This is a genomic window from Thermogutta sp. (genome assembly GCF_014359955.1).
In the GTDB taxonomy this organism is placed as follows: domain Bacteria; phylum Planctomycetota; class Planctomycetia; order Pirellulales; family Thermoguttaceae; genus Thermogutta.
Genome location: NZ_JACIYL010000037.1, coordinates 1 through 12,711, shown reverse-complemented (window position 1 = coordinate 12,711; position 12,711 = coordinate 1). Strand labels below are relative to the sequence as shown.

At 56.9% G+C, this 12,711-nt stretch carries 11 protein-coding genes; 4 read left to right on the top strand and 7 right to left on the bottom strand.

What is annotated here, in order from left to right; all coding sequences use genetic code 11:
• The 3 genes from H5U08_RS02345 to H5U08_RS02335 form a co-directional block, all read left to right on the top strand.
• Positions 1–632, top strand: a 632-nt coding sequence (locus H5U08_RS02345; RefSeq protein ID WP_297029712.1) for a hypothetical protein, incomplete at its 5' end; no start/stop codon positions are given.
• A 197-nt stretch (positions 633–829) separates the two neighbouring features.
• On the top strand, positions 830–1,651 hold the full coding sequence (locus H5U08_RS02340; protein WP_297029711.1) for an FkbM family methyltransferase: 822 nt from the start codon (positions 830–832) through the stop codon (positions 1,649–1,651).
• Between the two features lie 452 nt (positions 1,652–2,103).
• A complete protein-coding gene (locus H5U08_RS02335) occupies positions 2,104–3,453 on the top strand; it encodes a Gfo/Idh/MocA family oxidoreductase (RefSeq protein WP_297029709.1) in 1,350 nt (449 codons plus the stop codon).
• A 112-nt stretch (positions 3,454–3,565) separates the two neighbouring features.
• Here H5U08_RS02335 and H5U08_RS02330 read toward each other — a convergent pair whose 3' ends face one another.
• The 7 genes from H5U08_RS02330 to H5U08_RS02300 all read right to left on the bottom strand — a co-directional run bounded on the left by H5U08_RS02330 (position 3,566) and on the right by H5U08_RS02300 (position 11,990).
• A complete protein-coding gene (locus tag H5U08_RS02330; protein WP_297029707.1) occupies positions 3,566–7,021 on the bottom strand; it encodes an ABC transporter permease in 3,456 nt (1,151 codons plus the stop codon).
• 11 nt (positions 7,022–7,032) lie between these two features.
• Complete coding sequence (locus H5U08_RS02325; RefSeq protein ID WP_297029706.1) at positions 7,033–7,713, bottom strand: ABC transporter ATP-binding protein; 681 nt, start codon at positions 7,711–7,713, stop codon at positions 7,033–7,035.
• Positions 7,714–8,113: 400 nt separating this feature from the next.
• A complete protein-coding gene (locus H5U08_RS02320; protein ID WP_297029704.1) occupies positions 8,114–8,359 on the bottom strand; it encodes a hypothetical protein in 246 nt (81 codons plus the stop codon).
• Complete coding sequence (locus H5U08_RS02315) at positions 8,340–9,209, bottom strand: hypothetical protein (RefSeq protein ID WP_297029703.1); 870 nt, start codon at positions 9,207–9,209, stop codon at positions 8,340–8,342. The genes H5U08_RS02320 and H5U08_RS02315 overlap by 20 nt, the downstream gene beginning before the upstream one ends.
• Positions 9,210–9,456: 247 nt before the next feature.
• Positions 9,457–10,428: a PDZ domain-containing protein gene (locus tag H5U08_RS02310; RefSeq protein WP_297029701.1), complete on the bottom strand. Its 972-nt coding sequence runs from the start codon at positions 10,426–10,428 to the stop codon at positions 9,457–9,459.
• A 38-nt stretch (positions 10,429–10,466) separates the two neighbouring features.
• The gene (locus H5U08_RS02305) at positions 10,467–11,255 is read right to left on the bottom strand and encodes a hypothetical protein (RefSeq protein WP_297029698.1); all 789 of its coding nucleotides are present in this window, start codon (positions 11,253–11,255) and stop codon (positions 10,467–10,469) included.
• 117 nt (positions 11,256–11,372) lie between these two features.
• The gene (locus tag H5U08_RS02300; protein ID WP_297029695.1) at positions 11,373–11,990 is read right to left on the bottom strand and encodes a sigma-70 family RNA polymerase sigma factor; all 618 of its coding nucleotides are present in this window, start codon (positions 11,988–11,990) and stop codon (positions 11,373–11,375) included.
• 338 nt (positions 11,991–12,328) lie between these two features.
• Between H5U08_RS02300 and H5U08_RS02295 the strand changes: the two genes are divergently transcribed.
• On the top strand, positions 12,329–12,711 hold a 383-nt coding region (locus tag H5U08_RS02295; RefSeq protein WP_297029692.1), incomplete at its 3' end, for a metalloregulator ArsR/SmtB family transcription factor.

Below are 12,711 nucleotides of genomic sequence, written 5' to 3'. Positions count from 1 at the left end.
CCCTCAAGCAGGTTCTCAACGATTATCCGGACTGGGCCAAGACATTGCGCGTGGTTTTCGTCGGGTGTTTTTCCCAAGAGATTCGTCGGTTGTTGAAAAGTTTTCCCATCCCATCGGTGATCGCGGTTCGCTCTCCCGTATCCGAGACGGTCTCCGTGCGGATGATGCTCGACGCAAATCTCCTTCTCCTGCTCCAGGTAGGTCAATGGCACCACGGCCGAGACTTCCTCCCCATGATCCCAGGCAAGCTCTACAGTTACCTTCGGTCCGGTACTCCCATCCTCGCGCCTGTCCAGAAAAGTGACATATGGGACCTTATTCGGCAATTTGATGCGGGTGATGTGATGGAGCCCACCGACGTGCAGGCCATTGCCGAGGCGATCAAGCGTCGCTATTTAGCCTGGCAACAAAGAGGAGCAGTCCACCGCCTCCCTCCGCCCGGCATTCAAATGTTTGAGCGTCGTGAGCTCACCCGTCGGCTTGGTGAGCTGTTGCACCGGCTTTGGGGATCTCAACAGTCATCACCGTCGGCAACTGCATATCCCACCAGTTCACCCGCGCCGCATCTGGTCTTCCGGACCGCAACCGCCAGCACCGGGCCGGTTTCGCCCACGGAAATGCCCGGTCGGTAAAATTAGGCGAAATACAGAAGCATGGCGACGCACGCAAACCGATCTTGCCGGTTCCAAAAAAGGTGGCTAGGATTGGTGCCCCAATCGGCCAAAATGCGAAGCGGCTTCCGACGCTATTAAAGCTGAAGAGAACAGGTCCAGATGAGAACCTTCGCGGAAACTGGGGGAGGCAACCTTGTCAAATAGGATCCTCGGGCATGGTACGATTCTTGAGTCAACTGTCCCAAAAACTTCGCACTACCGTACTCAAGAAAAGCGCCGCATTTTACCATCGGGAACGGGTGCGCCAGTTGTGTGCGGAGTCAGGCATACCACCCGATCGCTACCCTCTCGAGCTTTTGGAAACACTCCTCTCCATTCGCGCGCTGGTCACGAATATTCCCGCCGTGCTGCTCGACGTGGGCGCCCATCGGGGCGTTTTCACCCAACTGGCTCAGCGTCTCTTTGGGTTTCGCCGGATCGTCTGTATCGAAGCGGACGAAGACCTGGTTGGAGAAATTCGCCAGCGCAACCCATCCAGCAACGTGGCCGTAATCTGTGCCGCACTCGATGAACGGGAATCAACGGTGCCGTTTTATATCCATCATGACCGCACGATGAGTTCCCTTGTGCCGGCTGAGGGCACCATTCTCAAAGAAAAGTTTCCCAACGATGCTCCCGAGCCAGTCGCCCTGCGAATGGTGCAGACGAAAACACTCGATCACATTGTCGAGGAGATTCCGGACCTGCACGGTTCTTTTTTCCTCAAGCTGGACACCCAGGGCAATGAATTGCGCATCCTTCGAGGAGCGCCACATACCCTCACGCGAACCGAGGTCATCCTCACTGAGTTCATGTTCTGTTCACCGTATCGAACCGACTACTCTTTTCGAGATCTCGTGGACTTCCTGTCCGACCGCGGTTTCGAATGCGCGGGAGCCCTTTCTCTGACGAGGCGGCCCAGCCACGAAATATCGGCCGTCGATTTTCTCTTTAAGCGCCGCGTTATCGCAGAGAAATGCGAACCCGTTGCCGCATAATGAGTCGCCCACTGCCACGGCAGGATAGGGCAACAACTTGAAACGATTCACACCGCGAAGCCTCCGATAGTGTTTTTTAAAAAAGACTCCGCGTCGTGACGTGATGAAATTCGGTACCGGGTTGCCTTCTTTCGAGATGAACCGAGATTTCTTTGGCGGCAAAATCCATCCTGGCAAGGTGTGTGATTTGATATTGCGGCTGAAAGGGGTTGCTGGCGGACACCAAACAATGGACGCACGGCAGAGGATCCAGGTGCGTAAGCTCACACCGCCAACTGATCGGTGGGTTCCCACCAAATGACATGGGAAGAGTATCGCGAAAGTGCGTGCGAGCCATCGCCCATTTGGGCCCAGCGGTACCCTTGTTTCCTCGCCATGGGCTTGATAATCTAACTGATGTTTTTTTCCTAAATCACATGAAACAGGTTTCTCGAAAGAGGAGGAATGCTCTTATGACACAGTCACGGCAAGGCTCAAGCGTGCTGAATCGACGGTCGTTTCTGGTCAAGACCGGTGCCGTGGGATTGGCGACTGCCGTTGCCGTGCACCGATTTGCCCATGGAGCTTTCAATGAGGATATGGAAGTCAATATCGGGCTGATCGGCTGCGGAGGCCGCGGCACTGGCGCCGTCCTTAACGCACTGGGAGCCGCGACCAAGGTCATCTATCCGGCCACGGGTTACCACACCGAAGACGTGGCTGAGAACGCAACGGTTGTTCGGAAAAATATCAAAGTGGTGGCCCTGGCCGACCTGTTTCCAGATCGTCTCGAGGCCTGTCGTGCCAACCTGCAGAAGCTCGGGAGAGACGTACCGCCCGACCGTTGCTTCGTCGGATTTGACGCATACAAGCAGCTTCTCGCCGTCCCGGAAGTCAATTACGTAATTCTGGCTACTCCTCCGCACTTCCGTCCGATGCATCTGATGGCGGCAATTGAGGCTGGAAAACACGTATTCATGGAAAAGCCGGTGGCCGTCGATGTTCCGGGAGTCAAACTGGTTTTGAAAGCCGGTGAATTGGCCAAGCAAAAGAAGCTTGGAATAGCGGCGGGAACTCAGCGTCGGCATGAACGAAGCTATCAGGAAACGATCCGCCGCATCCATGACGGGGCAATCGGTGAGATCATCTATGCCAAGTGCTACTGGAACGGGGGAGAGATCTGGGTGGTGGAACGGCAGCCGGGTTGGTCCGACATGGAGTGGCAATTGCGCAACTGGAATTACTTCACCTGGCTTTCCGGAGACCATATTGTTGAGCAACACGTCCACAATCTCGACGTGATGAACTGGGTGCTGGGTACTCATCCCATCCGCGCGGTGTCTGGGTTGGGTGGTCGTCAAGTGCGGACCGATCCGAAGTATGGAAACATCTACGATCATTTCGCTGTGGAATTCGAATATCCAAACAGCGTCACCGTGTTCAGTCAGTGCCGACAGATCAACGGGTGCCAAAACATCGTGGGCGAATTCGTCAAGGGTACGCTCGGCGAAAGTGACTGCCACCAAATGATTCAAATGAAGAATGAACGCTGGCGTTACCGTGGTCCCAACCCCAATCCATACGAGCAGGAACACGAAGATCTCATCGCAAGCATCCGCGAGGGGAACCCCATCAACGAGGCGGAAAACGTGGCCATCAGTACCATGACGGGGATCCTCGGACGAGAAGCGGTGTACAGTGGCCAGTCCATCACCTGGGACGACGCCATGCAATCCACCACGAAACTGGGTCCGGAAAAGTACGAGTTCGGACCATACCCCGTGGCCCCCGTCCCTATGCCCGGGCGCTATCGCTTCCTGTGATTTTTGCATGGCCCACCGAACAAGTAAGTAGCCCACGGTTATTAGCGCCGTGCCCGGCTGCGCGATGCAAGGCAGGAGCATTCCCTGGTTTTAGTCGCCAGGGAATGTGAGGTCATTCTCGCCGCAATCCCGTGGCTGGCGGTTGGTGTGCCACCCAACGGCCAGCCACGTGGCCTGTTGCAAAGCCGATGAGGAGCATGAGTGCTCCTACCACGGTAGCTGTCTGCCACGGTACGTGTCCGCGTCCGGACAAGAGTTGCGGGGCCACAGCCAGCAGGGAGGAAATCACACCGATTCCGAGCCCCAGAAGCAGTACGCCCATATTTTCCAGCAACACCAATAAATGTACCCGCCCGGCTGAAAAGCCCACCGCCCGAAGCAGGGAAATTTCCCTTTGTCTTTCGACAAGCCCGCGAAAAACAACGGCTCCCAGCCCGATGGTACCCAGCAAAAGCCCCAATCCGCCCAGGGACTGGAATGTGGACAGATAGGTATTTTGTACCGCATAGAGAGCCCGTAGTTTTTCGCCGGTCGAAACAATTTGCAGTCCCTCGGCGGCAAAGCTTTTTTCCAAAAACTGCTGAACCTTACTCGCCAGGCTTTTGTTCGCCTGGTAGCCCTCACCGGATGACCCAATTTCCACGAGAAAGTACCGGTAGCCGGCAACCTCTGGAAAAAGCTCGCGGAACGTTCTTTCCCAAATGAGAATCCGCCCCTGAAAGATGCTGTTATCTAAAAGTCCCACGAACTCAAAGGCGACTCGCTTGCCCGTAGGCAAAACTATCTCGAACGTTTCGCCAATACCTCGCCATTTCTGAAAGGCATACTTCGCTGTTGCATCATCGACAATGGCGGGCACATGGATAACGCCCTCTTGATCAATGAGCGGTGGTTTCTTCAGTAACTCCCAGGGGTTACTCTCCGTTAATCCTTGGGCAGACTTCAGCACGGACGTGAAGCGGAAGCCGCCTCGTGCGATAAAATCGTCTCCCACACCCAAAACTATCGGTTCTCGCGCCCGATAGAGATTCAAACAGCTTGCATCTTCTCCCGCACGACGACGCAGCGCGAAGATACGGACCCCCTTCCATTGGGCTAAATCAGCGTCGCTTAAGCCCAGAGACCGCCTCACACCGACGCTGTTCAGATCGGAAAAAATCGGGTGATCGCTTTCACCAACAAGCCAGAAGCCTCCGTCACCGCTGGCGAGCTCGGGTCCACGGTCGCTGACGTCCATATGAAAGCTGCTCACTGAAATGACGAGAAACACCGCTAGGCCCATTAAAACGGTGCTCAGTGCCGACCGCGTTGGATTTCTCCCAAGATTTCTAATGGCAAGACCAACAATCCGGCGAACAATGGCTTTCGTTCGCAGCCAACCCCTGAACCACAGGACCAGGGTCCACCACAGGCCGAACAGCATGAGCGCTCCCGATCCGAAAAAGGCACCCGCCTGAGTTCGTTCGTCACTATCAAAACCGAGGCCAGCCAAAACGATCGCCCCTGCAAGGGCAACGACAGCGATGAAAACCCCAACCGCCCGACCGTACTTTCTGCCGAACTTTGTTCCGCCCATTCTCTCCGAATCCCAAGTGCCCATTAACAGGGCCTGAGGCGTCAAACGGACGAACCGCCATGTCATGACGGCTGTAACCACAAGAGAACAGGCAATCCCTAACACAATGCCGAGGAGAATGGCAGACGGCGTGACAGCCAAATGAAGAAACGGAGTGCCTACCGCCGGAAGCCAAATCGTGTGCAGTCCCCAGATGAGAACTTTGGCATATCCCACCCCGAGCAGAACTCCCCCCAAAGTTCCGACCACGGTTAAAACTGCGGACTCGCCGAGAAGCCAGAAAAGAACTTTTGTTCGCGGCCAACCCACGGCTCGCACAAGTCCCAATTGGTTGGCACGTTTTTCCACGTTGAGCACGAACAAAAGCCCGGTCAGCAGTAAACTGGCCACAACCACAAACAGGTTGAAGGCCAGAAAAAGCACGTCAAACGGTGTGGTACCCTGGGAAGCCGTGAGGGCCTGTTCTTTCACTGGTTGGGGTTGCCACCCTAATTCTCCAACGGATAATGTCAGCCGGGCACGAAGCGCTTGCTCATCCAGCCCGCTGGTTGGCAAAACCTGAATCCCGGTGGTGTTCCCGTACCGGCTCGCCCAATGTTTTTCGGCAAACTCAGGCGAAACAAAAATCTTGGGTGTTGTTCGGTGTTGTGTCCAGTAGTCCTCATCCTCGCGTGTGACGTGGGAAGCATCGAATGGAAACGGCGGATCCCAGTCCGCGATCGTTTTTTTGTCAGTCAGTCCCCTAACCTCGGGAACAAGTTCCGGATCCGCAGCGGCTCCCTGCAAACGGACAACGGCTTTCACTTTTAAAGATGCAGTTTCCCGCCGGATATCGGCACCCTGTGTTTCGGGAGCAAAATAGGTAAGCGTGATCTCCTCGCCTGGTCGCACCTGCAACCTTTCTGCCAGGAATTCGTTGATAACGCATTCGTCCTCAGCCGGCGTCGTGACCGGGCGACCCGCCATATCCAGGAACGGGCCAAAGGGCGGATCCGACGCAAGCGGGAGAGCCGCCACAGTCGCATACCAGGCTTCGCCATGATGTGAAGTGACCCGCTCGGCCAAATAGATGAAGACCCGTTGAAACTCGACTCCTTTCAGGTGATCCGTCACCGCTTTCTCCGTGGCTGGATCGAAGATCAACCTCTCCGCGCTAAGAAAGAGATAGCCCCTTCGCGTTCTGGTTACTCGCAGGCCATAATCCTCGGGCAGGAGGGGAAACCGCTCCAATTCAGCCAGGGCGTTCCCCGTATCGTGCGAGAACTCGGCTTTTCTCGAAAACAGGACGAGATTGGCGCGACCGGGTTGATCGATCTCCTCCGCAAGCCATGCCAGATCGACGTAAGCGTTGCGAGGAATTTCCTGCGACCCTGCCAGTTGGAACGCCCCTAGATTCTCGCTCGGTACAATATCCACCACTGTGACGGCCGATGGCTTCAGCAGATCGGCGCGCCGCCCGAAGCTGCTCTCAGCCGGGATACCGCGAACCACTGGCAGCCACACGACGATTCGGTCGCCAATTTTCGCGTGAAGGAGTTCCGCCGTCTTTGCGTTGAGCACAATTTCCCGTCCCTGCGGTTGACGCGCGGGTTTCACTGCACCCAACGTCCAGAAAGTTGCGGAACAACCGATGATCTGCACCCCGTTGGCACGAGCGGTTCCATCACCGCTTCCCGAGGAATTTTCGAGTGAAGCCGACACACGAATGATTGGCACGATCTGCGAGTACATCTGAGCCTTTTTTAGCCAATCATTCGTGCAATCCTGACGCAGGAAACCTGCAGCAAAAAGAGCGTCGTCCACGGCCCCAAGACGATCGATAGCTTGATGGCGCAGACTTTCGCGAAGGGAATCGCCCAGCACAAGGGCCCCAACCAACACGGCGGTCGTCACGGCAACCGCCAGAACAACACCGGTGAGCGGTCGGGAAAAATACCACAGAGTTTCGCAAACCAGTCTCCCGAGCGAGAAAGCTGAGTGCTTCGGATTCATGAAAGGCGCTCTCACCCGTTCTCCCACCTGAGTTGTCCGTTCTCCAGCCGACATTGTTTCCCAATGATCGCAGCCAAATGTTCACTATGAGTCACCACGATGAGGATATTGTTTTGCTCCTGGTGAAGTTCAACGAGTAGTTGGGCCACGCGCTCGCCTGTTGTTCGGTCGAGATTCCCCGTCGGTTCGTCGGCTAAAATGAGCGCGGGTCGCCGTATGAGCGCCCGGGCGATGGCCACGCGCTGACGTTCACCCCCCGACAGCTCACCCGGCCTGTGCCGCACGCGATCCTTCAGGCCCACCCGATCGAGAAGGGCCAAAGCCCAGTTAACCTCATCCTGCTGGAGCGATCCCGACGCCAAACACGGCACAAGAACATTCTCGAGGACCGTGCACTGAGGCAAGAGATGGTGGTCCTGGAAGACGAACCCGACAGTTCGGTTTCGATAGCGAGAGAGCTCCCTTTCGGGCATCTCCGAGACGACCTGGCCGTCCACCACCACACGGCCTTCTGTGGGCTGGTCCAATCCACCGATGATGTTCAAAAGAGTGCTTTTGCCGGAGCCGCTGGGTCCCAGAATCGCCACGCGGTCTCCGGAGTGAAGTTCAAACTCCACATTATTCAGAACGCACAGAGGCTGTCCTGGAGAAGGATACACCTTTTTGAGTCCGTGGACCGCTAACACCGTCATGTCTGCCGTCCGTTTCTTGAAAAAAGAAGTCGCTCCCGAAATCTCATCTATCGCCCACTATACAACTATCGGAGCAAGCGTGCAAAACCGCCCGCCGGTCCGCGCCGAAAACCTCCCCGGGTTAGACGTCCAGCACTCTTCGCTGCGGCCGCGAGGATTCGGCACGAGCAACGTCGCCGGTCAGAGGACTGTCGCAGCAAAACTGTCGGCTCGCAGAAAATATTTTGAGAAAGCACGCCGATGAAAGTCGAATTCGGCGGTAACCCCCCGCATTGACGGATACGGCAAACGAGGCGGTTCACGCCAAATGAAAAAGGCCCCCAACGGGGGCCTCACAACCTGTGACGTCGGTTATTCACGAAGAGCCCGCGACCGTACACCGGAAATCCGGCGGGTCCGGTTATCCCGTCACTTCAAACGGCGGGGGAAACCATGTTCCCCCCAGCGCCGGCGAAACCACCGGCATCGCCGGGTTGTTCAGGACGACGCCACCCTCAGGATAGGGCGGACTTCCGTAATCGGCTACTTCCAGGTAGAGGAACACGCAGCCGATAATCACGGCCACCAGCGCGATCGCCAGCAGCACGGTATAAATATCCACCCGAGGGGGCCGATATTGTACAGGACTACTGGAGGCTGCTTGCAACGCGATCTCCTTGCTGAATGGGGCCTTCCTGATACTCAGGAATCACCTGACACACAGCTCGGTCGGGTTCCGTTCTGACGACCACCACTCGACCGAGATACTTGTTTTCGCCATTACCCAGCCGGAAAACGTCAAGCTTGTGTCCCTTCATGAGGCCATCATCTGAACCAACGGAAATCTCCAGCAATCCATTGCCAGGTACCGCCAGGACCACGCCCTCCACCTTCGGCGCACGGTCCTGATAGAGCTCCGGCTCCGGCTTGAGATCAAATTTGGCCAACACTTCGCGAGCCTTGGCGAGATCATCGGCAAGTGTCACGGAACGATCTTTCAACACACGCAACTCGTTTGCTGTCTGATGAAGTTCGTCGGTCCGCTGGACCAAACGCAGAAGCGCCTCATGCCTCGCTTGTTCGGCCTGCCGCAAGAGATTGCGCAGATCGTCCACCTCAGCCGTTCTCTTGGCGAGGGTTTGATGAGCCGCCTCCATCGCCGCAACTGCGTCGCGCGCCTGCTGAGTCAACTGCGCCACCTGCTGCATGAGCTGGTCACGTTCCCGTTGAAGATCGTCCCGTGCCTGCTCCAGCTTGGCCACCTGGGCTCGCTTGTCGGCGATTTCCGCATCGAGCCTCTTGGTCAGCTCATCAATCTGTGCACGAAGGGCATCGTTTTCCTTTCGAAGATTTTGCACCTGGAGTCGCAACCCCAATGGCTTGCCCGGGGCTTCCTTCGGATTCTCCACCACCTCGCGCCAGTTAATGTGGGCCGAATAGACCATGAGCGCAAAGCTCATGAACACAATACTCATCACAAAGATAAGAACCACGAAGATCTTGCCGATGAGATTCATAAGCTCAACCTTCCTTCAAATCCCCTGGCTGCAAATCAACGCTGGCTGGCAACGGCTTCGCCCTCATCGGGAATTCTTCCCGACACGGCCTTGTTCGCACCACTCTCATTCTACGAACCGAGTATAATCACACCCCGGTCGGGATGTCAAACGGCTGCCACTTTGCGGGGCTTTCCACGAACCGCTGGGTTACATCCCGACCGGGGTGTTGCTCCGGAAACGATCTTCAACCTGGTCGCTCGCCGTCCTATTTCTCAGCTTTCTCTTTCGGTTGAGCGGCTTGCTCGAGTTTTTTCTCGAGTGCCTTCAGACGGTTTTCCAGGGCCTTGATCTGCTCCTCGAGTTTATTGACGCGACCTTCGCTCTCCGCTTGGGGCTCGTGCCGCGGACGGATGAGGCTCCGTGGGGGCCCCGCCTGAGGCACCACCGGCTTCACCTCCACCGCCCCAGGCCGGCCACTGCCACGGAGCATCTTTTCCACATGGGGCCTCACATCGGCGGGAAGCTTATCCAGTTCGTTCTCGGTCACTTCCCATTTCTGATTGTCCTTCTGGACGACGATCCGGGCCGGCTTGTCCCCCTCCTTGGTAATGACGATGGTCATGTTCTTCGGGATGTTGAGAGATTCGCCCGGCGGAACAATCACGCCCGGATGATAAAACCGGAAAACGAGCGGCGGCTGCCCGGGGAAACGTTCTCGGAAAGCTTCCAGCCATTTCTCCCATGCTTTGGGATCTGCAAAGGTCCCAGGAAACGGCGGAGGAAACTCCCATGCTCCGGAGGGACGCGGCTCGGGCGTCACCTGCACGATCAGCGTTTTTCCCTTCCGCAAGACTTTGATTTCGATCGGTTTATCCTTTTTCTCCTGGACAACATCGACCAGATCACCCGGCTTGGTCAGCGGCTTACCGGCCGCCTCCAGTAAGATGTCGTGCACCTTAATTCCGGCTTTTTCGGCGGGGCTGTCTTTCGCCACACTCGTGACGAGTAATCCCTGGTCTTCCGGCAGGTCCACCTGCGCCCGTAACACCTCCGGGACTTCCTCCACGACCACACCGATCCACATGTCAGTGGGTGACGATACCACCCGGTCTAACGGAGCTCTTGGGGCGGGCTCGGCAGAGTAAGCGAAATTCCCGGCTAATATCAGCCCGGAAACCCCGGCTGCCACAAAAACCCATGTGAGCCCTCTCGTCATCCTCGCTATTGCTCGCCGCATGGTCACTCCTCCTTTCCTGAATGTCTGACACCGAACACCTACCGAACATCATGATCCGGCATCTGGATCTCTACCTGGTCAACCGGAATGATCGTTTGTCGCCCATCCGGAAGGGACACCGGCACCAATTGACGCTTCTGCCGAATGACATGTCCGCTTTTTCTGAGGACGTCCAGCACTTCGGCAGGAACCACGCTTTCCGGCCATAGATTCGGTTGTTGCCCCTCGGCCACCGGAATGATGGGAACATCCACTGTGGTGAGGGTGCCATCATTGCCCACGGCGACTGGAACAGCGACCATTTGGAACGGCGGAGCGGAAGGTTTTTGGGCATCCGAGAAACGGGGCGGATTCGCGCCGTTTTCGGCAAGTAACTCTCCGCTTCCGCCGGTTTGAGCGCTAGTGGCGACCCCCGTGCCGGCTGGCGGTACCGCAGCACTTTTCGTTGGACGCGGCTGTACTACCCACCAGACAGCCGCAAACATGACGGCAAAACTGCACGCCATCGCCGCTAAAGCGCCAAGATAACGGCCCGGGGACTTTCGAGCAGGACGACCTTGAATTTCGGTGATGTCTCGCTCCGCAGGGCTTGAGGGGGTTCGCGAGATTACCTCGGATCGCGAGTTCGCGAACGCCCCGTGTTTTGAACTCGAATCACCGGCCAGCGAGGGGAAGAGCCGGCGCCATTCCTGCGCCTCCAAAAAGGCCAGTGCCACTCGCCGGCACAATTCTGAGTCGTGCGCCAGCGCGGACAAAACGCGGCGCCGCTCGTCTTCATTCGCCTCACCATCAACCAACCTGTCAATGAGATCTTGATCTATCTTCATAGGAATCACCCCAAGCAAATCCCTCACACATCTGATTGTCGTTGTCTTCCAGATATTCGCTTCCGCGCCTTTGCCCGAGCATCGATCTGGTACCAAGCCCCACCGTAATAGCCCGGGTCAGGGGCGATCATCGGCGACGTTGGATGGGCCGGGAGACTCACCGTTGAATGCACCCTGGGAAAGTCTGTGGAGTTCTTCGCGGAGCCGCTGCCTGGCCCGGTGAAGTCTTGTCTGGACTGCTGAAAAACTTATCCCCAGGTGGTCGGCAATTTCCTGGTAGCTCCAGTCCTGCCCATATTTGAGCAGAAGGATCTCGGCATCCCTGGCCGGGAGAGCCTGGAGTGCCGTGTGAACAATCTCGTCGCGTTCCGCCGCCAGAAGCCAGTCCAAGGGATTGGGCTGGGCAGGGGCGTGATTTCGCTTTTCCTCGCCGTACCGCTTGAGCCACTTGCGACGTCGTCCCAGCTTGCGGCGATACATCAGGGCGTTGAGCACCGCAAGACGATACAGCCACGGCGCGACCTTGGCGGGATCCTGCAAGGGCGCTTTCTGACGAACGGCGCTCAGTGCGACCTCCTGCATGACTTCGTCCACCGCATGGGGTTCCCTGACCCGCGCAAAAATGACCGCCCGCAACCACCGTTCGTGCTGTGCCAGTGCGCCCTCCCAGTCGACAGGTGTCGAACCGGAGGGATTTCGCCTGTCGGGTAGTCGTTGATCAATCTCGCCGTCCATTGTCGTCTTCCATTGAGTTGGTTGCCGAACGTACCCGCCGTGTTTCACGGCCTATTTCGGTACAGTCGCATTCCTCAAGGAGAGCGTGGAGCCGTAATAAAGTGCGTCGCTGGTGTCCGGCAGCCGCCGCCTGCCTGGCAGAATTGGACCGATCTCTCCGTGGAAAAAACCCCTTGGGAGAATACGGGGCCAGTAGAAACACAATGTAAACATCTGTTTGACGTTCGCATAACAGACTGATGCATAAATGATGTATACAAATCGTATTGCAAAGTTGCGAACGTTCGCACATAATTGATTTCGGGTACGTAATTACGCATTAGGGAGGATCGCAACCCATGCTCCCCAGCGATGAATGCCAGATTTTAGCTGATTTCTTCGATCTGTTGTCGCATCCTACGCGGCTCCAGTTCTTCTGCTTGCTCCGGGAAGGCGAGAAAACCGTGGGCGAACTGGCTGACGCAGCGGGAATCGCTTCGCAGAACGCCTCACAGCATTTGCGATTGATGCGCGAAGCCGGCGTCGTCAAGACCACACGCCGCGGCCAGCAGATCTTTTACCGTCTCGCTGACCCTCGCCTGGTGGAAGCAATCGATCTGCTGCGGCAGATCGTTCTCAATATGATCCAGCGAGCGCTCCCCCGGGTTGTCCAGGAGCGATTGAAAATGCCTGCGGATAATGGCGAACCCGGGAGGGTTCTCCCGTTCCCATCCGAGCGCGC